At 65.6% G+C, this 20431-nt stretch carries 17 protein-coding genes and 1 pseudogene; 2 read left to right on the forward strand and 16 right to left on the reverse strand.

Features of this window, described 5'->3' with window-relative positions; all coding sequences use genetic code 11:
• Nucleotides 1-37: 37 nt before the first annotated feature.
• The 4 genes and pseudogenes from ACX5I6_RS05590 to ACX5I6_RS05605 form a co-directional block, all read right to left on the reverse strand.
• Complete coding sequence (locus tag ACX5I6_RS05590) at nt 38-943, reverse strand: carbohydrate ABC transporter permease (protein ID WP_461839780.1); 906 nt, start codon at nt 941-943, stop codon at nt 38-40.
• Nucleotides 940-1821 (reverse strand): carbohydrate ABC transporter permease, encoded by an 882-nt coding sequence (locus tag ACX5I6_RS05595; protein WP_461839781.1) that lies wholly within the window; start codon nt 1819-1821, stop codon nt 940-942. The genes ACX5I6_RS05590 and ACX5I6_RS05595 overlap by 4 nt, the downstream gene beginning before the upstream one ends.
• A gap of 9 nt (nt 1822-1830) precedes the next feature.
• Nucleotides 1831-3164: pseudogene (locus tag ACX5I6_RS05600) on the reverse strand (ABC transporter substrate-binding protein).
• 64 nt (nt 3165-3228) lie between these two features.
• The gene (locus tag ACX5I6_RS05605) at nt 3229-4665 is read right to left on the reverse strand and encodes a glycoside hydrolase (RefSeq protein ID WP_461839782.1); all 1437 of its coding nucleotides are present in this window, start codon (nt 4663-4665) and stop codon (nt 3229-3231) included.
• Nucleotides 4666-4940: 275 nt separating this feature from the next.
• Between ACX5I6_RS05605 and ACX5I6_RS05610 the strand changes: the two genes are divergently transcribed.
• Complete coding sequence (locus ACX5I6_RS05610) at nt 4941-6494, forward strand: glycoside hydrolase family 32 protein (RefSeq protein ID WP_461839783.1); 1554 nt, start codon at nt 4941-4943, stop codon at nt 6492-6494.
• A gap of 5 nt (nt 6495-6499) precedes the next feature.
• Here the strand turns inward: ACX5I6_RS05610 and ACX5I6_RS05615 are convergent, their stop codons facing one another.
• The 12 genes from ACX5I6_RS05615 to ACX5I6_RS05670 form a co-directional block, all read right to left on the reverse strand.
• A complete protein-coding gene (locus tag ACX5I6_RS05615; protein WP_461839784.1) occupies nt 6500-7240 on the reverse strand; it encodes an SDR family NAD(P)-dependent oxidoreductase in 741 nt (246 codons plus the stop codon).
• Nucleotides 7241-7284: 44 nt separating this feature from the next.
• The gene (locus ACX5I6_RS05620) at nt 7285-8346 is read right to left on the reverse strand and encodes an ROK family protein (RefSeq protein WP_461839785.1); all 1062 of its coding nucleotides are present in this window, start codon (nt 8344-8346) and stop codon (nt 7285-7287) included.
• A 143-nt stretch (nt 8347-8489) separates the two neighbouring features.
• Complete coding sequence (gene ggh / locus ACX5I6_RS05625) at nt 8490-9848, reverse strand: glucosylglycerate hydrolase (RefSeq protein ID WP_461839786.1); 1359 nt, start codon at nt 9846-9848, stop codon at nt 8490-8492.
• Nucleotides 9845-10927, reverse strand: coding sequence for an ABC transporter ATP-binding protein (locus tag ACX5I6_RS05630; RefSeq protein ID WP_018762747.1), 1083 nt, complete (start codon nt 10925-10927; stop codon nt 9845-9847). The genes ggh and ACX5I6_RS05630 overlap by 4 nt, the downstream gene beginning before the upstream one ends.
• A 41-nt stretch (nt 10928-10968) precedes the next feature.
• The gene (locus ACX5I6_RS05635; RefSeq protein WP_461839787.1) at nt 10969-11808 is read right to left on the reverse strand and encodes a carbohydrate ABC transporter permease; all 840 of its coding nucleotides are present in this window, start codon (nt 11806-11808) and stop codon (nt 10969-10971) included.
• Nucleotides 11805-12698, reverse strand: coding sequence for a carbohydrate ABC transporter permease (locus ACX5I6_RS05640; protein ID WP_461839788.1), 894 nt, complete (start codon nt 12696-12698; stop codon nt 11805-11807). Before ACX5I6_RS05640 ends, ACX5I6_RS05635 begins: the two co-directional genes overlap by 4 nt.
• Nucleotides 12698-14041: an ABC transporter substrate-binding protein gene (locus ACX5I6_RS05645; RefSeq protein ID WP_461839789.1), complete on the reverse strand. Its 1344-nt coding sequence runs from the start codon at nt 14039-14041 to the stop codon at nt 12698-12700. The genes ACX5I6_RS05640 and ACX5I6_RS05645 overlap by 1 nt, the downstream gene beginning before the upstream one ends.
• A 156-nt stretch (nt 14042-14197) precedes the next feature.
• Entirely contained in the window at nt 14198-15604 is a 1407-nt protein-coding gene (locus tag ACX5I6_RS05650) for an MFS transporter (protein WP_461839790.1), read from the reverse strand.
• Between the two features lie 41 nt (nt 15605-15645).
• On the reverse strand, nt 15646-16566 hold the full coding sequence (locus tag ACX5I6_RS05655; RefSeq protein ID WP_461839791.1) for an amidohydrolase family protein: 921 nt from the start codon (nt 16564-16566) through the stop codon (nt 15646-15648).
• Nucleotides 16567-16612: 46 nt separating this feature from the next.
• On the reverse strand, nt 16613-17296 hold the full coding sequence (gene ligK, locus ACX5I6_RS05660) for a 4-carboxy-4-hydroxy-2-oxoadipate aldolase/oxaloacetate decarboxylase (protein ID WP_461839792.1): 684 nt from the start codon (nt 17294-17296) through the stop codon (nt 16613-16615).
• Nucleotides 17297-17315: 19 nt separating this feature from the next.
• The gene (locus ACX5I6_RS05665) at nt 17316-18341 is read right to left on the reverse strand and encodes an amidohydrolase family protein (protein ID WP_461839793.1); all 1026 of its coding nucleotides are present in this window, start codon (nt 18339-18341) and stop codon (nt 17316-17318) included.
• Entirely contained in the window at nt 18338-19552 is a 1215-nt protein-coding gene (locus tag ACX5I6_RS05670) for a 4-oxalomesaconate tautomerase (protein ID WP_461839794.1), read from the reverse strand. Before ACX5I6_RS05670 ends, ACX5I6_RS05665 begins: the two co-directional genes overlap by 4 nt.
• Before the next feature lie 215 nt (nt 19553-19767).
• Between ACX5I6_RS05670 and ACX5I6_RS05675 the strand changes: the two genes are divergently transcribed.
• A complete protein-coding gene (locus tag ACX5I6_RS05675; RefSeq protein WP_461839795.1) occupies nt 19768-20427 on the forward strand; it encodes a GntR family transcriptional regulator in 660 nt (219 codons plus the stop codon).
• The last annotated feature ends 4 nt before the right edge of the window (nt 20428-20431 follow it).

Here is a 20431-nt window from a genome sequence, read left to right on the forward strand (position 1 = left end):
TGCCCTCCTTCAGGAGTATATCCAGCAGCAGGTGCCATCATCCCTTGGTCGCCCCGCTCTCGAGCCCCTGGATCATGGCCTTGTTGAGCACCAGGAACACCAGCAGGAGCGGGGTGATGGTGACGCACACGGCCGCAAAGGTCGCCGTCCAGTCCACCTTGCCCATGGCGCCGATGTAGTTCTGCAGGCCCAGGGGGATGGTCTTGAGGTCCTCGGAGAGCACGAAGGTGTTGGCGAAAATGAAGTCGTTCCAGATGAAGATGCTGTTCACCAGGACCACGGTGACTACCGTGTTCACTGACAGTGGCAGCGTGATCAGGCCGAAGATCCGGTACGGTCCCGCCCCGTCCAGGGTCGCCGCCTCATATGTCTCCTTGGGAATATATTCGTAGAACGAGGAGAACAGATAGACGGACATGGGCAGGGAGAAACCGGCCAGCGGGATGATCATCGACTGGTACGTATCCAGCAGGTTCACCTGCGAGTAGTCGATGAACAGCGGAACCAGCGCGATCTGCACCGGGACGATGATGCCGATGAGGAACAGCCCGCGGACCAGCTTGCTGAGCCGGAACCCGAGTACCTGGATGGCATAGGCGGCCATCATCCCCAGCAGGACGATGAGCACGTTGGCGCCCATGGTCACCACGAAGCTGTTCAGGATGTTCCGGCCGAGGTCGCCGGTTTCGAAGGCCCGGGCGTAGTTCTCCCACGTCAGCGAACTCGGCAACGCGAAGGGGTCGCCGGTGGCGAAGTCGTGTTCGCTGCGCAGGCTGGTCAGGAACAGCCAGGCCAGCGGATACACCTGCACGATCACGATGAGCATGATCAGCACGCGGGAGAGTGTGCGGAACAGGTCCGGCCGGCGTTTGCGGCGCCTCACGGCGGCCCTGGGAGGTACGACGGCGGGCGGCTGGGCGGGCGGGGCTGCCTGGGTGATCATGCGTCTGCCTTTCGCTTCAGCAGGAACAGGATGAGGCCGACGGCGGCGAGGCACTCGATGACGATGAACACCGAGATGGTGCTCGCGTAGCCAAAGTCCGTGCTGGTGAACGCCGTCTTGTACATATAGGTGGTGAGCAGGTCGGAGGACTGCCCCGGACCGCCGTTGGTCATCAGGTAGGGGATGTCGAAACCCCGCAGGCCGTAGGTGGTGGCCATGATGGTGGTGGTGATCCACACCGGGCGGATGTACGGGAACCGGATCTTGCTGAACAGGGTCCAGCGGGACGCGCCGTCCAGGACGGCCGCTTCCTCCAGTTCCTTGGGCACCGCGAGCAGTGCCGCGTAGATGATCAGCATGTACAACCCGGTGAACCGCCAGCCTTCCGGTGCGGACACGGCCGCCAGGACCGTGTTCACATCCGACAGCCACGGCCGTTCCAGGCTGCCCAGCCCGATCCAGTGGAGCAGCTGGTTCAGCAGCCCCACTGGTTCCAGCGAGTAGATCCGGACGAAGAGGAAGGCAATGGCCACCGTGGAAATCACGGCCGGCAGCAGGTAGAGGGTCTTGATGAGCTCCCGTCCGCGGCGGAGGGAGGTGAGGAGGCTGGCGACTGCCAGGGCACCGCCGAGCTGCAGCACCAGGCAGATGGCGAGGTAGATCAGCGCGTTCAGGAACGCCCGCCAGAAGATGTCATCGCCGACGAACATCCGGATGTAGTTCGCCAGGCCGACGAATTCCATCTCGCTGATGCCGTTCCAGGAGAAGAAGCTCAGGAACAGGGACTGGAGGATGGGGAAGAGGACCGCGGCGCCATAGAGCAGCAGCGGCGGGAGCAGGAAGACCAGGACCGATGTCCGTGACCTGTTGGGCAGCATGGCGGACCTTTACTTGAAGAACTTGGGGGCGTTCTGGGCGATGGTGCTGTCCAGGGTTTCCGTGAACTGCTGGGGAGTGACCTCGCCCTGGACCAGCAGGACCAGTTCCTGCTGGAGCCGGCCGTTGGTGGTGGGGTCCAGCTGGGTGTCCCACGGCATGGCCTGCTTGGACCCGAGGTCCTTTGCCTGGTCCAGGGCCTTTTGGAACAGCGGCGTGGCGTTGGCGGGGACGGTGGTCTGGACGTCGGTGGTGGGCGACAGTGCGCCGGTGGCCGCGTATTGGGCCGGGTACTTCTTCAGCGCGAACTTCAGGAAGTCGCTGACCAGGGGATCGTAGGTCTTGGCGTTGACGGCCATGCCAATGCCCGACGGCGAGACGAACTCGTTCGCCGCCGTCACCGATCCTGCGGTGGTGGGCAGGGTGAAGAAGTCGACGTCGTTGCGGACGGCGGGGTTGAGCTTGTCGGTGGCCAGGCTGGGCAGCTCCCAGGTTCCGATGTTGTACATGGCGGCCTGGCCGGAGGTGAACTGGTTCTGCGCGTCGGAGTAGCCCTGTGCGGAGAAGCCGTCCTGGAAGCACTTGGCCTTGCCCAGTTCGGCCATCCAGTTGACGGTCTTCTGCCCGGCGGCATCGCTGAACTTGGCATCGCCCTTCTTCAGTTTCTGCACAAAGTCGGGGCCGGCTTCGCGGAACGGCTGGTAGGCGACGTACCGCTCCAGCGGCCACTGGTCCTGGCCGTCGATGGCAATGGGGGTGATTCCCTTGCTGCGCAGGGCGGTGCACATGGCGGGGATATCGTCCAGGGACTTGGGTACGGCTACCCCGGCCTTCGCCAGCAGTGCCTTGTTGTACCACATGAACTCAAGCTCGAACTGGAACGGAATCATGTAGAGGGAGCCGTCGTCGAAGCGCTGGTAGTCCAATGCCCCCGGGCGGTAGTTGCCGTAGATGTCCAGGGATTAAGCAGCTTCTCGGCGTCGAGCATCTTGCCCTGTTTGGCCAGCTGCTGGGCGAACGGGGTGGCATCGGTGTCGAAAAGTTCGGGAAGTTTGTTGGCCGCGGCCAGGGTCTCAAGCTTCTGGATGTAGGAGGGCCGGTCAGGGGTGGTGATCAGGTTCAGCTTGAAGCCGGGGTGGTCCGCGGCGTATTCGTCGGCCAGCTTCTTCATGATGTTGATGACGGCGCCATCTGCCGGGCGGGAGAGGAGCCAGGAGATCTCATGGGGCTTGATCTCGCCGGTGGGGCTGACGTCGGAGGAATTCGTGGAACTGCCGCCGCCACAGGCGGTCAGTGCCAGGGCGGTGGCGGCTGCGACGGCGGCAGCGCGGAGCAGGTTCTTCATTGGGGCAATCTCCCTTGATTGAACGGATCGTTGGAACGGGTCGGATGGAACGGAGGATGGGTATTCAGTTGTCGGTGCGCTTGCGGACTTCGAGATCTGTGACAGTGACCGAACCTTCGCCGGCGAACACGCCCAGTGCGCCGGCGGCGAGGTCGTAGATGCGGGCACTCAGGGCCACCTGCCGGTCCACGACGGCGACGCACAGATCGCCGTCCACCACCATTTCCAGCGTGTGGCGTCCGGGTGCGAGGTCGCACGGGCGTTCAAGTTCTATGGCGTACGGGACGTCGCCCGAGACGTGCCATTGGGCGTCGCCGGTGACGGCTCGTGGCCAGCGGTCGAACACCAGGCGTCCGCGTTTCGGTTCGAGGCGGAGGACGTAGGAGTGGTCCCCGTCCGCAGTCGACCGCAGCAGCAGCCCGCATTCCGTGGTGCCGGGACCGATGTCCAGCACCGCCTTGGCGTAGAACTGCGTGGGCATCGGATTCGCGGAAATGGCGGCAGCGTAGCCGTCCGGGACGTCCAGCCGGAGGGGCAGCCCGCTCCCAAGCTCAAGCGGGACATCGTCCCAGAAGCTGTCCACCAGTTCGTCGGCGAACCCGAACGCCAACGTCCCGTCGGCGTTTTGACGGGCCTCCAGCACGGCCATGGTGCCCGCCCATTGCCAGGCGCCGTCGTCGGAATTTCCTTCCTTGCTGGCGATCCAGCCGAAGAAGAACCGCCGGCCGTCCCGCTCCGCCGTTTTTGCAGCGTAGAAGGCGCGCCCGTCGATGCTGTCCCGGGCCGGAACGGTCCATGGGCCGTCGGGGCTCGTGGCCATCCGGTACCGGGTGGTGAAGGTTTCGGAGAATTCCGAGTAGACCATGTACCACCAGCCGCCCCACTGGAACACGTCGGGGCACTCATGGGTGATGTACCGGCGGGGATCCCAGAAGGGTTCGGCATCGGACCAGGTCATCAGGTCGGTGGAGACGCACTGCGCGATCACGCCCCGGCGGCGGTCCGGTCCGGTGGAGTGCCTGGCGGCGAGGAGCATCCGCCACACGCCGGCTGCCTCATCGCGGAAGACGAAAGGGTCCCGCCAGTCTGCGGAATCGTAGCCGTCCGGGGCGCCGAAGGTGAGTTCGGGGTGCTTGGTCCAGGTGGCCATCCCGTCGGTGCTGGTGGCCTGCATGACCAGTTGCAGGGGCAGGCCGCCGGGGCCGAGGTTGGCCGGGTTCTGGCCCGTGTAAAAGAGGTGGTGGACGCCGGACTCGTCGGCGACGATGCTGCCGGTATAGCAGTTGAAGTCCAGGTCGTCTGCGGTGCCGTGGTGGAGGGCCACGCCATGGTCCTGGAACTGCGTGAGGTCTTTGGTGGTCACCAGGTTCCACGCCGTACCGGGCTTCGGATCGGCGCGCACTTCATGAAGATAGAAGAGCCAGAACTCGCCATCCTTCTGGAAGGGGATAAGGTCGCCAACCCACGCATCGGCGGGCTGGAAGAAGACTGGGTAGCTCATCAGCGGTGATGTCCGTTCTGCTAAAGCGTTTGATCACCTAGAAGCTAACGTGAAAGCAAGCGCTGATCAAGCGTTTTAGCAAAAATACTTTCCGAGGGGCCCAAGGCTCCATTTATGACGTAGGCCACTTTGCTGAAACGCTTGACCAATCCAGCCGGGCTGGGTATCTTGTCCTGCTAAAGCGCTTAATCACTGCGGTGACCGTGCGGACCAACGAGGGTTCCCCACTGAGCGCCCGGCGGCGGAGCCGCCGCCCCCGCGAGAGGAAGTCAATGATGACCCATGCCATGTCCCGCCGCCACATCCTGCAAGGCACCGGAGCAGGAGCGTTCGCCCTCCTGGCGGCCGGAGCCATATCCGCCCCACCCGCGCACGCCCGGGATTCCCTGCGCGCGGTCTTCCACATGACCCCGCCATCGGGATGGCTGTGCGACCCCCAGCGGCCGGTGTTCGTCAACGGGGCCCACCACCTGTACTACCTGCATTCCACGCAAAACAACGGGCAGGGCGGGTGGGACCATGCCAGCACCACCGACGCCGTGGCCTTCACGCATCACGGCGTGGCGCTGCCGCTGCAGCCCGATTTTCCCGTGTGGTCCGGATCCGCAGTGGTGGACACCGCCAACACCGCAGGCTTCCGCGCCGGAGCGATCGTCGTGCTCGCCACGCAGCCCACGGACGGCATCAGGAAATACCAGGAGCAATACCTCTACTGGTCCACCGACGGCGGTTACACGTTCACGGCCCTCGCGGACCCGGTCATCGTCAACACGGACGGCCGGGCGGCCACCACACAGGCAGAGATCGACAACGCGGAATGGTTCCGGGACCCGAAGATCCACTGGGACGCTGCCCGCAACGAATGGGTGTGCGTGATCGGCCGCGCCCGGTACGCCGCCTTCTACACATCCGTGAACCTGCGGGACTGGCAGCTGAAACGCAACTTCGACTACCCCAACCATGCGCTGGGCGGCATCGAGTGTCCGGACCTGTTCCAGATGAAGGCCGACGACGGCACCTGGCATTGGGTGCTGGGCGCCAGCATGGACGCCTACAGCATCGGGTTGCCCATGACGTACGCCTACTGGACCGGAACCTGGGACGGAAACCAGTTCCTTGCCGACGACGTGGACAACCCGCAATGGCTGGACTGGGGCTGGGACTGGTATGCGGCGGTGACCTGGCCGGTGCCGGACGCGCCGGAGACGCGCCGATACGCCGTCGCCTGGATGAACAACTGGAAATACGCGGCCCGGGATGTTCCCACGGACGCCACCGACGGGTACAACGGCCAAAACTCGATCGTTCGCGAACTTCGCCTGGTCCGCCAGGGCGGAGGCTGGTACAGCCTCTTGAGCAGCCCGGTTCCCGCGCTCGCAGGCTACGCCACCTCCACCATGGTGCTCCCGGACCGGACGGTGGACGGCAGCGTTGTCCTGCCCTGGAATGGCAGGGCCTATGAGCTGGAGCTGGACATCTCCTGGAGCGCCGCGGCGAACGTTGGCGTGTCTGTCGGCCGCTCCGCGGACGGTGCCCGCCACACAAATATCGGCAAATACGGTGCTGAGCTCTACGTCGACCGCGCGCCCTCGGACCTTGCCGGCTACTCACTGGTGCCGTATACCCGTGCCGCGGCCCCCATTGACGCCGCCGCCAGGTCCGTGCACCTGCGCATCTTCGTGGATACCCAGAGCGTGGAGGTGTTCGTGAACGCCGGGCACACGGTCTTGTCGCAGCAAGTGCAGTTCACCGACGGCGATACCGGCATCTCGTTCTACAGCGACGGCGGACCGGCCGTCTTTTCCGGAATCACCATCCGTGCCTTCTGAACGGTCTAGCTGAGCGCTTCCAGGGTGGTGCCGGTGTAGTCCGCGAGCTGCGCCAGCAAGGCGTCCTGGAAGCGGGGATCGCCGGCTGCCGGATGCGGGGTTTGCCGCTTCTGGTGGTACCAGTAGCCGCCGCTGGCCACGGCCTCCGGATCATCGCTGGTGGCCAGCCACTCCTGGGTGCGGTGGCCCAGTTCCAGGCTGTCCGGCGCGGACCTGCCACCCATCCGCGTGGGCACCCAGCCGGGGTCGACGGCGTTACTGGCGACATGTGGCACCAGCCGGGCCAGCGCCAAGGTCAGCGCTGTGACCTGGAGCTTGGTGGTGGAGTAGGAGGCCGTCGTCGTGCGCCCTTCCCAGCCCAGGCCCGCCAGTCCGGCGTCGCCGCCGCGGTGCATGCCGCTGCTCAGGTAGACCAGGCGCCGCGGACCCGGCATGAGTGCCGTCAGCAGGTAAGGGGCAACCACGTTGACGGGCAGCAGGGCCGGGCCGCTGAGTACGCCGGCGTTGTGGATGACGGCGTCGATGCCGCCGATTCCGTTGGCGTCCGCCGCCAGTTGCCTGACGTCCGCCAGGACGGCCAGGTCTCCGACGACGCTGCGCGCCCCGCGGTCCAGCAGGTGCTGTACTGCGGGGAGCCGCCGGGAGGACCGCGCATGCACGATCACCTCGTGGCCGTCCCGGAGCAGCGTCTCCGCCGTCGCCAGGCCCAGCCCCTCAGTGGAGCCGGTGATGAAGATGCGTGCCACGGTCAGCCTTTCCTTCGATGGTGGGAGGCGTGACGGCCCAGGCGTCACGCCAAGGCCGTCACATCCGAGAACATCCGGTCAACGGCGCGGGGGGCAAAGATGTCGCGCATCACCAGTGTGGTGAGTCCGTGGCAGGCCGCCAGGTCTTCCGGGTGGCCTGCTTCCACCACCATGCCTTCGGCGATCCGGTCAACGACGTCGGCGAGGACCCGGCGGGCCACCCGCTCCACGAACGTTGCCAGGGAACCCAGCTGCCCGCCGAGTACCAGCCGGTCCGGGTTCAGCGTGGTGACGGTGGCGGCAAGTGCCTGCCCCAGGACATCCGCAGCCGAGTCGAGGGCGTTCAGCACCTCGGCGTTTCCGGCCATTGCTGCATCGCTGACCTGGGCCGCCGTCGAAAAGTCCAGATGACCGAGCTGGTCCTGGATGGCGCGGCCGGAACTGTAGGCTGCGAGGCAGCCGCGGCGCCCGCACCGGCACAGCGGTCCGTCCGGTGTCATCCGGATGTGGCCGATGTCGCCGGCCGACCCGTGGGCGCCGCGGAGGATTGATCCCTCCACCACGATGCCGCAGCCGATGCCCGTCCCGACCTTCACATAGACAACCGTTTCGGTGTCGCTGTTCCGTTCGCCCAGGGCGGCGGCGCGCGCATCATTTTCGATGACAAGGGGTAGATCCCATGCCGCTTTTACGGCCGACACCACCGAGTCCGGGGCCCAGCCTGGGATGGTGGTTGGGTGTTTTACGAATCCGGTGACTGCCTCCACCGGCGCGGGGAGGCTGACACCGATGCCCAGGAGGGTCTCATCAGCGCCTTGCGCCAGCAGCGCGCGTCCGTCCTGGATCAAGGGATCCAGGACGGACGCGGCGGGATCACTGATATCCAGCCCCCTGGTCACGGAGCGCAGTTGCCTGCCCGTGGTGTCGGCAATGCTCACGGTGCCGTGGGTCTGGCCGAGCGTGATGGCCAGGACCACCCGGCCCCGGTCTTCGAAACGGATCTTCCGCGAAGGGCGCCCGCCGGTTGAATCCAGAGGTTCTGCTTCATAGATGTAACCCCGGCGGGTGAGGGTATCCAGCCGTTCATACAGCGTGGCCCGCGACATCCCGGTGGTGGAAGGAGCTGCTGGCGGGACAATCCGTCCGCGGCGCGGATCAGCTCCAGCAGGTGTCCGTGCGACGTCGCTCCACCCAAGCTGGCAGGCACTCTCTCAACGGTCACGCGGCCCCCTTCTCCCGGTCCACAAGCCTACTTGCCTGACGCGTCCTCCCGCGCGGTTCCCATCCACTCCAAAGCTGCTGCCGCTGTCCATGCCTGGGCGAGGCTCCCCAGCGGTTCGCCGGTGAAGGGCTCGTAGTACTCGCCGAACTGAAGGTCGGAGAGCTGCTGGAGTGATGCGGACCGGAGCTCCTCGAAGAGCCCCGTGGCACCGTCACGTGCGCTGGCCCAGCCCAGCAGCAGGTTCAGGAAGGGCCACACCGGTCCACGCCAATAGGTCCGCGGCCGGAACGCACCGCTGGCCGGCGAGGTCGAAGGGGGCAGTGGAAACCGGAGCTCCGGGAAACCCATCCAGCGCGGTCCGCGCAGGAGGTCGCGCTGGGCCGCGAGGAGGGCAGGATCGCCGCCGGCAACGAGGGGGGCGAAGCCGGAGACCGTCTCGGTGCCGATCCACTCCTTGGCGAGCACGTCGTAGTCCCTGGCCAGCCCGGTTTCCGGGTCCACCGTGGACGCCACCCCCGCACGGAACCGCGCCGCCATTCCCTGGAGCTCCAAGGCATCCTGTTCGCGTCCGAGTTCCAGGGCCAGGCCGGCGAGGACCTCGCTGGACGCCGCCATGATGGCGGAGAAGAAGACGTCCCGGACCCGGAAGTCGACCACGTCCTGCACTGCGGTGTCATCGAATTTAACCTCTGCCATCTGCTGCACCAGCCAGAGGTACTTGGTGTACTCGGCGTCGTCGGGCCGTTCGCTGGCGTCCGCGACGTGCAGGACGTCCCGGCGGGAATAGGCCGGAACGGCCCCCGGCGCGATCCTTGAGTAGGGGCCGTCCCAGCGGGGTGAATTATCGAAGCCCGATTCCCAGCCGTGGTGGATTTCGACCAGGCCCACACCGTCCGGGTCGCGGACCGTGGCCAGCCACCGGTGCCACGCCAGCCAACCGTCAAAGGACTCGGCCAGGAACTCCTCGGCCGCTTCCTGGTCGGCGCCGCCGTTTTCCCGCCCGCGGTCAACGATGTGGCGCAGGGCGATGGCGTGCACGGGCGGTTGGCAGATGCCGCTGCTGCGGATTCCTGCGGGCAGTGCTGCAGCGTCTGCTGTTCCCCACCGGTCGAAGCCCGGGAAGTAGCCGGTGTCATTGTCGCTGAAGACGATGTGCGGAATCATCCCCGTGGACCACTGCGCGCCCAGCAGACTGCGCAGTTCCGTGACGGCGCGGGGGACGTTGGTGCGGGCAAGCCCGATGGCAACGAATGCCGCGTCCCAGCTCCACATATGGGGGTAGAGGTTGGGGGCCGCGCTGGTCATGGTGCCCAGGTCGTTGATCCTCAGGACGTCGATGGCGGCTGAGCGCAGTTCTTCACTGGACAGGGAGCGGGTCGGGTTCATTTGGCCTCCAGTGCCATTGATGTTTCGCGGTCATAGACGCGCATAGTGTTCGGGGCGAAGCCCAGCCAGATGGTGTGCCGGGGAGCCGTCTTGAAAGTGGGCGGTGCCTGGACCTTGAGGCTGTGGCCGTCCACATCCACCGTGAGCAGGACGGTGGATCCCATCGGTTCGACGACGAGGACCGTGGCCGCCACGTCGCCTGAAGAGCGCTGGTTGCTGACTGTCACGTTCTCCGCCCGGACGCCCAGGAGAACGTCCTTGCCCGCAAAAGAGCGCAGGATGGACGGCGCCATGAGCTGCTGTTCACCCAGGACCAGCGTGCCGCCGTCGTGGCTGACCGCGGCATCCAGGAAGTTCATGGGCGGGGACCCGATGAAGCCGCCCACGAACTGGTCGGCAGGCGCGTCGTAGACGTCCAGCGGATCTCCCAGCTGGACGATGCGGCCCTTGCGCATGACGGCCACCTGGTCGCCGAGGGACAACGCCTCGCTTTGGTCGTGGGTGACGTAGACCGTTGTGGTGCCGAGGTCCTGGACGATCTTCTTCAGCTCGGACCGGAAGGTCAGGCGCAGCAGGGCGTCGAGGTTGGACAGCGGTTCATCCATCAGCAGCACATCGGCATCCATCACGATGGCCCGTGCCACGGCCACCCGCTGCCGTTGTCCGCCGGAGAGGTTGGCCGGAAGCCGGTCCAGGTATGGACCCAGCTGGAGAAGGTCGGCGGCCCACTGGACCTTCCGCTCAATCTCGTCGGCCGGCACCTTCGCCATCCGCAGCCCGAAGCCGATGTTGTAGCGGACCTTGCGGTGCGGAAACACGGCGTAGGACTGGAACACCATGGAGAGGTTGCGCTTGTTTGGCGGCAGGTAAGTGACGTCACGGCCGCCGATGGAGATCGAGCCGGAGTCCGGAAGTTCGAGTCCGGCGATCATCCGCAGCAAGGTGGTCTTTCCGCAGCCGGACGGTCCGAGCAGGACGGTGAACTCGCCGTCGCGGATGGAGAGGGACACGTCGTCCGTGGCGCGCTCGGATCCGCCCGGATACGTCTTCACAAGGTTGGAAATCTGGATATCAGCCACAATCGGCTCCTTCGGGGAAAGTGGGGGCAGGCCGGCGCGGCCTAACGGATGGTTGAGCCCCACATGTTGGTGAGGTAGCGGCGCATCAGCGCGATGAAGATGATGGACGGAATGACCAGGGCAAAACCGCCCGCAAACCGGTAAGCCAGCGGGGAGTCGGACAGCGAGCTGAGGACCTGGGCGGGGAGGGTGCGGTGGTCAAGGGTGAGGATCGATGCACCCAGCACTTCGTTCCAGGACATGACGAAGGTAAAGATCGACGCCGCGGCGAGGCCCGGCAGTGCCATGGGCAGCACCACCCTGCCGAACGCGCCGAGCGGTGAGCAGCCAAAAAGGCGTGCCGCTTCCTCGACATCGATGGGAACGCTGAGGAAAACGCTGGCGGAGATCAGGATTGTGGTGGGCAGCGCCAGCGCGGTGTGCAGGAGGATCACTGCATAGGTCGTGTCGTAGATGTCCACCGTGAGGAAGAGCCTGGCGAGCGGGACGGACAGCACCACGATCGGCAGGGCACGGGTGAACAGCAGGAAGAGTTGGTAGGGGTCCTTGCCTCGGAAGCTGAAGCGGGCCAGCGCGTATCCCGCGGGTACGCCGATCAGCGCTGCCAGGATCAGCGTACCGGTCCCGACGATCAGCGAGTTCCCCAGTGCCCCGAAAATGCCCGTCGCCCCCAGGAAGCCGTTGAGCGTTTCCACGGAGAGGTTGGTGGGAAGGAGCGAGAGCGGAAAATCGTTGAGCGACGCCCTGGTGGAAAGCGCTGCGAGGGAGATCAGGTAGATGGGAATCAGCATGAACAGCGAGACGGCGATGCATGCCGCCTGCAGCAGGAACCGGTTCCGCTTCTGCCGGGCGATGGGTGTGGTGTCCACTGTGGGGCTCATCGGAGTCCTCCCTGGTTCTTGTCGCGGAGCGCCCGCAGGTAAAAGATCGACGTGGCCATCGAGACGACGAGGATGACCAGGGCCAGTGCGGCAGCCACGTTGGGGTTCTGCAGCCCGGTGTACCAGCGGTACGTTTCGCCCACCACCAGGGGGAAGTTCTGGCCGGTCAGCGCCTGCGCCACGGCGAACGTCTGGAAAGCGAGGATGGTCCGGAGGATCAAGGCCACCTGGAGGCTGGGTTTCAGCAGCGGCAGGGTCACGTGCCGCAGGCGCTGCCAGAACGTGGCACCAAATACCTGCGCGGCCTCGTCGTAGTCCTTGGGGATGCCTTGGAGCCCGGCGACGACGATGATCAGCACCAGGGAGGTTGCCCGCCAGAGTTCGGCGATGAGGACGCAGGTGAACATGCTGGTCTGGTTGTCGTAGGCGAGCCACGAAGTGCCCTGCAGGCCCATCCATGAGAGCACCGAGTTCAGGTATCCGCGGTCGTTGAAGATCGCAAGCCAAACCAAACCGGCCGCCAGGTCGCTGAGGGCCAGGGGAATGGCCCAGATGAAGAAGTGGACCTTGTGCAGCCGCGGATTGCTCCGCAGCATCAGGGCCATGGCGATCGCAAGCGCGAACTGCAGGGGGATCATCACAACGATCAGGAGCAGCGTGTTGCGGACTGCCGGCCAAAAGTACGGGTCCTGCACCATGCGGCTGACGAACTCGAGGGTGAAGCCCTGGTCATCCTTGAAGGCCTGCAGGACGCCTTGGATAACGGGCCAGCCCAGGAGCAGGGCCATGAAGATGACGGACGGGGCAATCAGCAGGACCGCGGGCGGTATCCTGCGCCGCCGCGGTGGAGCAACTGTTGCGGCTGCTGTGGGGGGTGCCTCTACGGCCATTACGCTACCTCGCATTTCATCGAGATCGGATCGGGCGCCCAGCAAGGAACATTCAGGCCCTTCAGGATGGTGTTCAGCTGGGTTGCCTGCGTATCGAGGACCTGCTGGATGGGCCGGGTTTCCAGGCAAATCTGCTGGAAGCAGTTCTTGAAGATCTGTGAAACTTCCCCTTCCTTGGCGCCCAGCCCTACCGGCGGAAGTGCCAGCAACGCCCCGGCGGATCGCTGTTGCCGGCGTACCGCTGCGGCCTCCAGCGCGATGGCACCGGTCAGGTCCGAGGGAAGTTCGGTCTGGACCACAGGGAAGAACGCGTTGCTGCGCAGGGTCTCGATCTGGGAGGCCGGCTCGGTCAGGGCCCGGATGGCCTTCTCGGCAAGATCGCGGTCCTTGCCGTTCCTGGGCAATGCCATACCCGCGATGATCAGCATGTATCCGCGCCCTTTCGGCCCACGGGGCGCCGGGACCATGAGCCAGTCGTCGGGTTTGTCTGCCGGCGCGTTGACCAGGCGTGCAACGTGGTCCCAGGCGACCAGGATTTCGCCGCGGGCGAGTGGTTCCTGCATGTAGTCGTAGTTGGTGGAGGCCGGGGCCATTGCGGACCACAGTTCCTGCATATAGGACCACGCGGCCACCGCATCCTGGTTGCGGAACGTGGTGATTTGGCCGCCGGTAAAGCTGGGCAGCAGGAACCCCTGGTAGAAGCGGTGGTGCAGGCCTTTGGGGCCGGCGGGCATCCCGAATACCGGCCTGCCGGCACCCTGTTTGGCGGCTTTGGCCCAGGCCAGGTAGCCCTCGTAGGTCAGGTCATTGACGTCCACGCCGGCGGGCAGCCACTCCAGGGCCTTCTTGTTCACGGCCACCACGTAGGTGGCTTGCATCCAGGGGACATACCGCGAGGTGGAGCCGCCCACCTTGGTGAGGTCAAGCATTTCCTTGGTGAACCCGCGCCCGGCCAGGTCCCGGAGGAGGGCGTCGACATCCTCGAGGGAATCGGCGAGAGGGGCCAGTTCACCGTGCAGGCCGCCCAGAAGGGAGGTTTTCACGTTTCCTGCGGCCGCCTGGGTGCTCACCGTTGAGGAGAAAACGCCGGGGTCCACGGAGTTGTAGGCCATGGGCACCTTGGCGAACTTCTTGAGGACAGCTTCGTACCGTTGCTTTTCTTCCACCGGGGTGAACTGGGTGGACAGGAACCCTACGGTTCCCTGGCCTGCGGCCGCGCCGCTGGTGTCGAACCCCGCGCAGGATGCCAGGAACGGCGCTGACATGGCCGTTCCCAATCCGGCCAGGAGGAGGCTTCTGCGGGAAACGGCACTGCGCCGTTTGTGGAATGTGGTGTCTGTCATTGACTGCTCCCATCGGATGTGCGCCACTGCACAAACTTTCGTTTAAGCATTAGACATAAGTGGCGCAGTGTCAACCCTCCGAGGGGAGCATGCGGCCCCGGAGTTAACGGAAGAGCCCGGTGCCGCCGTGCGGCACCGGGCTCTGGATCGCACGGATTAGTGGCGGATGCCGCCGTCGTGCGTTCTGACTGCGGCGGTTCCGTCCACCGGCCCGGCTGCGGGGCCTGCTCCCGTTGCCGCGAACAAGCGGGCCTTTTGCGTTGCGGGGCCGAAGATGGCCAGGGCGACGGCGCCGAAGAGCCAGGTGCCGGCGATGAAGAAGAAGACGCTCTGGTAGCCGCTGCCGTTATAGAGGGCAGCGATGATCAGCGGACCGGCAGCATTGGAAAGCCGGCCCAGTCCGTAGGATACGCCGGTGCCCATGGAGCGTCCGTTGGTGTCGAACAGTTCGGGCGAGTAGGCGTAGGCAAGAGCCGTGTAGCCGCGCTCGAACAAGTTGACCAGGAAGCCGAACAGGACGATCAGCACCGGGTTGAACGTGAGGCCGTAGAGGAGGCCGCACACGGCGATGACGCTGCCAAAGACCACCAGGGACCACTTCCGCTCGAAGCGGTCCGTGACCAGGGATGCGAGATAGGAGCCGAGGGGCGCGCCAACTGTGGTCAGCGCCACGTAGAAGATGGAGTTTTCAACGCTGAAGCCTTCCTTGGCCAGCAGCGTCGGTGCCCAGCTGGAGTAGCCGAAGAAGCCGATGGTCTGGGTGACCCAGAGGACGGTGAGCAGGAGGGTAGGTGCCAGGTATTTCTTCTGCAGCAGCAGCGTCAGGGGTGCCTTGGCGGCGGCGGGAGTCTCGGCCGGGGCGGCGGGCGCGGGGAGGGCTCCCTTTTCTGCGCTGACGGTAGCCTCGATTTCCTTGAGGATGGCGTCCGCCTTGGCGTAGTCGCCCTTGTTTTCATACCAGCGCGGGGATTCCTTGAGCCGCCGCGTGAACAGGATGAAGAGGATGCCCAGTGCGCCCCACACGTAGACCAGCCGCCAGGTCCAGTCAGCCAGGGGAACCACCAGGCTGGCGATGAGGTTGGTGGCCGGTGTCCCGCAGATGCCGATGACGATCGCATACGCCTGGTATTTGCCGCGCTTGGCCGCGGGGAACAGTTCGTTGACGTAGATGACCGCCACCACTGTCATGGCCGAGAGCCCGGCCGAGGTGAGGATCCGGAAGAGGCCGAGCGACACGATGTCCCAGGAGAACGCGGCTACCAGCGAGAAGGTCGCGTACCAGAGGGTGGTGATGACCAGGGCGTTCTTGCGGCCCCAGCGGTCTGCCATCCAGCTGGCGATGAGTGAGCCGAAGAACATGCCAACGAAGGATGCGGACGTCACGTACGCCACCTCGTTGACGCTGACACCCCACAGCTTGATCAGTTTGGGCACGGTGGTGGCGAAGCTGTTGATGTCGGCGAACTCGAAGAAGTAGGCGAACGAGACGGCCACCAGGGCGATCTTATGGAATTTGGAAATTGGCAACCGGTCGAGGCGGTTGGCGGCGTTGGAATGCATCATTGAAATCCTTGGGGCAAGAGGTCGGAGGCTCCGGGGGAGGGCTAGGCGTTTTCGCCGGGCCAGTAGAGGTTCATGGGGTTGCTGACGAGCAGTTTGTGCTGAAGCGCCGGGGTGGTGGCCACGTGCGGGATGTAGTCCACCAGCAGGCCGTCGTCCGGCATGTGGTGGGTGAGGTTCGGGTGCGGCCAGTCGGTTCCCCACAGGACACGGTCCGGGAATTCCTCGACGACGGTGCGGCCGAACGCCACCACGTCCCGGTACGGGGCGGGCTCTCCGTCCAGCGCGGGCGGGCCGGAGATGCTGAGCCGTTCCGGGCAGCTGACCTTGACCCAGACGTCATTGTTCTCCACAAAGCGCAGGAACCGGCCGAACTCCGGTCCGGTCGCTGGTTTGGCCACGTCGGGGCGCCCCATGTGGTCCACCACCAGCGGAGTGGGCAGCGACCCGAAGAACCCTTCCAGCCCTTCGAGGTCCTGGCCTTCGAAATAGATGACTACGTGCCAGCCCAGCGGGGCGATCCTGCGGGCAATTGCGGCCAGTTCCTCTTGCGGTGCCGCGTTGACCAGCCGCTTCAGGAAGTTGAACCGGACACCACGCACGCCAGCGGCGTCCAGCCGTTCCAGCTCGGCGTCGCTGATGTCCGGGCGGACGGTGGCCACTCCGCGGGCGCGGCCCCCGGAGGCTTGGACGGCGTCCACCATGGCGCTGTTGTCGGCGCCGTGGCAGGTGGCCTGTACGATCACGTTGCGGCTGACGCCGAGGTGGTCGCGCAGGGCGAACAGTTGGTCCTTGCCGGCGTTGCAGGGCGTGTACTTCCGCTCCGGCGCGAACGGGAACTCGTTCCCGGGTCCGAAGACGTGGCAGTGCGCGTCCACCGTGCCCGCCGGAAGCGTGAAGCGTGGCGTGGAGGGGTTGCTGTACCAGTCGAGCCAGCCGGGTGACTTGGTGAAAGTGCTGTCCATGAGGTTCCTTTGGCCGGCAGTTGAATGGGCGGCAGTCCCGCGTGCGTCAGTGGACATAGCGCAGGCCTGCTGCTTTTAGGGGTCCGCGCATGTTGTAGATGTCGAGTCCGAGTTCTCCGTTGGCAAAACGGAGGCGTTTCGCCTCTTCGTTGTCTTCGCGTTTCCGCGCAGCCTCCGCGACGTCCGCGGCGCGGTTTGCCGGGACGACGACGACGCCGTCGACGTCCGCGACCACTACATCGCCCGGGTTGACCAGGGCGTTGGCGCAGATAACGGGGATGTTGACGGATCCGAGGGTGGCTTTGACGGTGCCTTTGGAGTTGATGGCGCGACTGAAGACGGGGAAGTTCATCTCCTGCAGCGTGGCGACGTCGCGGCAGCCGCCGTCGATGATCAATCCGCGTGCGCCGCGGGCTTTGAGGGAGGTGGCGAGCAGGTCGCCGAAGAAGCCGTCTTCGCTTTCGGTGGTGCACGCGGCGACCACGACGTCCCCGGGCTGCACCTGTTCGGCGGCGACGTGCATCATCCAGTTGTCTCCGGGCTGGAGCAGCACGGTGACGGCGGTGCCGCACATGGCGGCGCCGGGGTAGACGGGGCGGAGGTAGGGGCGCATGAGGCCCAGCCGGCCCATGGCTTCGTGGATGGTGCTGACGCCGAAGGCGGAGAGGGCTTTGACGTCTTGTTCCGCTGCGCGGGTGATGGTGGTGTGGACCACGCCGAGTTCCTGCATGTTCGGGCTCCTGGGATGGCTAGCGGCCCTGCTGCTTGAGCAGGGCGTTGAGGCGGGGGTAGACGGTGCGGGCATTGTGTTCCTGGATGGCTGCTTGGTCGGCTTCGTTCAGCCCGGCGGCGTCGAGGTAGCGTGCTGTGTCGTCGAAGTTGTGGCCCGTGCAGGGGTCGATGTCGCGGACGGCGCCGATCATTTCGGAGGCAAACAGGATGTTCCTGGTGGGGATGACATCCAGGAGCAGGTCGATCCCGGGCTGATGGTAGACGCAGGTATCGAAGAAGACGTTGCGCAGCAGGTGTTCTTCCAGGGCCGGTTTTCCCAGCGCCATGGCCAGGCCCCGGAAGCGTCCCCAGTGGTAGGGGACGGCCCCGCCGCCGTGCGGGATGACCAGTTTCAGGGTGGGAAAGTCGGTGAACAGGTCGCCCTGGATGAGTTGCATGACGGCGGTGGTGTCGGCGTTGAGGTAGTGCGCGCCGGTGGTGTGGAAGGCTGGGTTGACGCTGGTGCTGACGTGGACCATGGCGGGGATGTCGAACTCCACCATCTTTTCGTAGATCGGGTACCAGTACCGGTCGGTCAGTGGCGGAGCGGTCCAGTGCCCGCCGGAAGGGTCGGGGTTCAGGTTCAGGGCCACGGCCCCGTATTCCTCAACGCAGCGTGTGAGTTCCGGGATGGACGTGGCCGGATCCACGCCGGGGGACTGCGGGAGCATCGCAGCCGGGACGAACCGGTCCGGGTAGAGCCGGCTGACCCGGTAGCAGAGCTCATTGCAGATCGCCGCCCACTCGGCGGAGGTCTCGAAGGATCCGATGTGGTGTGCCATGAAGGAAGCCCGGGGCGAGAAGACGGTGAGGTCGATCCCCCGTTCGTCCATGAGCCGCAGTTGGTTCGTCTCGATGCTCTCCCGGAGTTCGTCGTCGGAAATTTTCAAGTCTTCCGGGGAAGGCGCCAAGGCGGTGTCCTGCAGTGCGGCGACCTGCCGGTCCCGCCACCGGCCCAGGGCCGCCGGGGCCGTGGTGTAGTGGCCGTGGATATCGATAATCACAGTGTGTGCTCCTGGAATGAGAGGTGGGCGGGGACCATGACGCTGCCCGCCATGAGAAGCCGGGCCGTGCGGATCAGCGCGGATTTGACCACTTTGGTGGGGTCTTCGGCGTCCAGGCCGAGCTCGACGGTGAATTCACCGCCGGGATGCTCCACGGCGACCGTGGGCGTGGTTCCGTTTGGCAGGACGGCGACGTCGTGCGCCACAGTCCCTTTGAGGATTGCGGCGGCGGCGGCCGTGACCGCGGCGAGCACGCCGATGGATTCATGGCAGACGTGCGGGATGAAGCTGCGGGTATTGACCGCACCGCCGGAGGCCGGTGCCGAGACCAAGGTCATTTTGGGGTAATTCTTGTCCGCCACGTCGCCCAGGCCCATGAGTTTTCCGCATGCCAGCCGCAGGTCCTCAAGGCGGCCCTTGAGTTCGGTGTCCTTGTTAAGGTCGACGACGGACTCCAGCCCCGTGCGGCCCAGGTCACCGGCGTTGATGATCACCAGCGGTTGGCCATTGTCGATGCAGGTCACCTCCACCGCCCCCACCCCGGCGATATCCACGGTGTCGCGGAGGTTGCCGGTGGGCAGCAGTGAGTCGCAGACCGAGCCCGCCGTGTCCAGGAAGTTGATGGTCACTGGCGCGGCCGTGCCGGGGACACCGTCGATCCGGGCGTCTCCGGCGTATTCGACGTACCGTCCTGCCGGCCCCATGGGCGTCCGGACCGTAATCTCGGCGACCATGCCGGTGTTCACGGTGAGGACCCGCGCCGTGGTGGTGTCGCCGTCGGGAGTCAGAAGGCCTGACTCAATCGCGAACGGGAGCGCGGCGGCCAGCATGTTCCCGCAGTTGGGCGTGGTGTCCACCTGGCCGCTGTCCGGCTGGAGCTGGGCGAACAGGAACTCTAGGTCCACCCCAGCCCGATCGCTGGTCGAGACGATCCCGGCTTTGCTGGTTAGTGGGTGGGCGCCGCCCAGTCCGTCGATCTGTCGCGGGTCCGGTGAGCCCATGGCCGCCAGCAGGACCGCATCCCTGCTTGGAATGTCGGCGGGCAGGTCGATTGCACGGAAGAACGGACCCTTCGAGGTTCCGCCCCGCATAAGCCAGCAGGGTACGGGGGTTTGGCCTCCGGCGGGGTCTCCGACGTGAGCGGGCGTGGTCTGCGGGGCCACTGGGTCCACGCGGCCCGTGCCCGCCGCCAGGGGAATGCCCTCATCCATGGTTTGTCCTTTGGTGATGTGGGAGGGCGTCCTCGATAGCGGCGCCGTCGCCTCAAGTGAACCAAGTTACATTCAGGATTGTCAACAATTTCTTGTACATTTATGTTGACGGTTCTCTTTGGGGGTGGATGTCCCTGGGTGGAGGGGCAAGTAGGCTGGTACAAAGTTGTTGACAATATTGCTTGCCCTGGACAAGCGCACGGAGGTGGCAAGGCATGGAAACCCTCGAAGGCATCACGGGCCGGTCCCTTACGGTTGCCGAACTGGTGGATGTACTGAGGTCCGCCATCGTGGGCGGAGACCTGGTGCCAAACCAGCGTCTGGTGGAGGCGGACTTGGCCTCCGAATATGGGGCCAGCCGGGGAAACATCAGGGCCGCGTTGGCGGAACTGACGGTCGAAGGCTTGGTGGAGCGGGTCCAGAACCGCGGCGCCCGTGTGCGCGCTGTTTCCGTGGAAGAGGCCGTGGAGATCACCGAGGTCCGCGCCGCCCTCGAGGCGCTCTGCGCACGGAAGGCGGCCGAGCGGATCACGGAGGATGAAGCCGCCGAGCTTCAGGAGCTTGCCGGGCGGATGAAGGACGCCGTGGAACGCGGCGACCGGGACTCCTATTCGGAGTGCAACCAGATCCTGCATGCCAGGGTCATCGACATCAGCGCACAGCAAACGGCCGCAGCTACCATCCACCGGCTCCGCGGCCAGGCCGTTCGCTTCCAGTTCCGGCTCGCCAGGCAGCCCGGCCGGCCGGCAGTTTCACTGCCCCAACACCTCGCGATCATCGACGCTGTCTGCGCGCACAATCCCGATGCCGCCGCTGACGCGATGCGGGTGCACCTGGAGAGCGTCGCCGACGTCATCCGCTCAACGCATTCCTGACACC

The sequence above is a fragment of the Arthrobacter sp. MMS24-T111 genome (genome assembly GCF_054888995.1).

Bases quoted from the DNA above. Each gene is read 5' to 3' on its own strand.
- ACX5I6_RS05635 (WP_461839787.1), bottom strand. From the start codon at position 11,808: ATGAGCCCCACAGTGGACACCACACCCATCGCCCGGCAGAAGCGGAAC.
- ACX5I6_RS05650 (WP_461839790.1), bottom strand. From the start codon at position 15,604: ATGATGCATTCCAACGCCGCCAACCGCCTCGACCGGTTGCCAATTTCC.
- ACX5I6_RS05605 (WP_461839782.1), bottom strand. From the start codon at position 4,665: ATGAGCTACCCAGTCTTCTTCCAGCCCGCCGATGCGTGGGTTGGCGAC.
- ACX5I6_RS05620 (WP_461839785.1), bottom strand. From the start codon at position 8,346: ATGTCGCGGGCCACGCTGTATGAACGGCTGGATACCCTCACCCGCCGG.
- ggh (WP_461839786.1), bottom strand. From the start codon at position 9,848: ATGAACCCGACCCGCTCCCTGTCCAGTGAAGAACTGCGCTCAGCCGCC.
- ACX5I6_RS05590 (WP_461839780.1), bottom strand. From the start codon at position 943: ATGATCACCCAGGCAGCCCCGCCCGCCCAGCCGCCCGCCGTCGTACCT.
- ACX5I6_RS05655 (WP_461839791.1), bottom strand. From the start codon at position 16,566: ATGGACAGCACTTTCACCAAGTCACCCGGCTGGCTCGACTGGTACAGC.
- ACX5I6_RS05675 (WP_461839795.1), top strand. From the start codon at position 19,768: ATGGAAACCCTCGAAGGCATCACGGGCCGGTCCCTTACGGTTGCCGAA.
- ACX5I6_RS05610 (WP_461839783.1), top strand. From the start codon at position 4,941: ATGACCCATGCCATGTCCCGCCGCCACATCCTGCAAGGCACCGGAGCA.
- ACX5I6_RS05670 (WP_461839794.1), bottom strand. From the start codon at position 19,552: ATGGATGAGGGCATTCCCCTGGCGGCGGGCACGGGCCGCGTGGACCCA.
- ACX5I6_RS05645 (WP_461839789.1), bottom strand. From the start codon at position 14,041: ATGACAGACACCACATTCCACAAACGGCGCAGTGCCGTTTCCCGCAGA.
- ACX5I6_RS05640 (WP_461839788.1), bottom strand. From the start codon at position 12,698: ATGGCCGTAGAGGCACCCCCCACAGCAGCCGCAACAGTTGCTCCACCG.
- ACX5I6_RS05595 (WP_461839781.1), bottom strand. From the start codon at position 1,821: ATGCTGCCCAACAGGTCACGGACATCGGTCCTGGTCTTCCTGCTCCCG.
- ligK (WP_461839792.1), bottom strand. From the start codon at position 17,296: ATGCAGGAACTCGGCGTGGTCCACACCACCATCACCCGCGCAGCGGAA.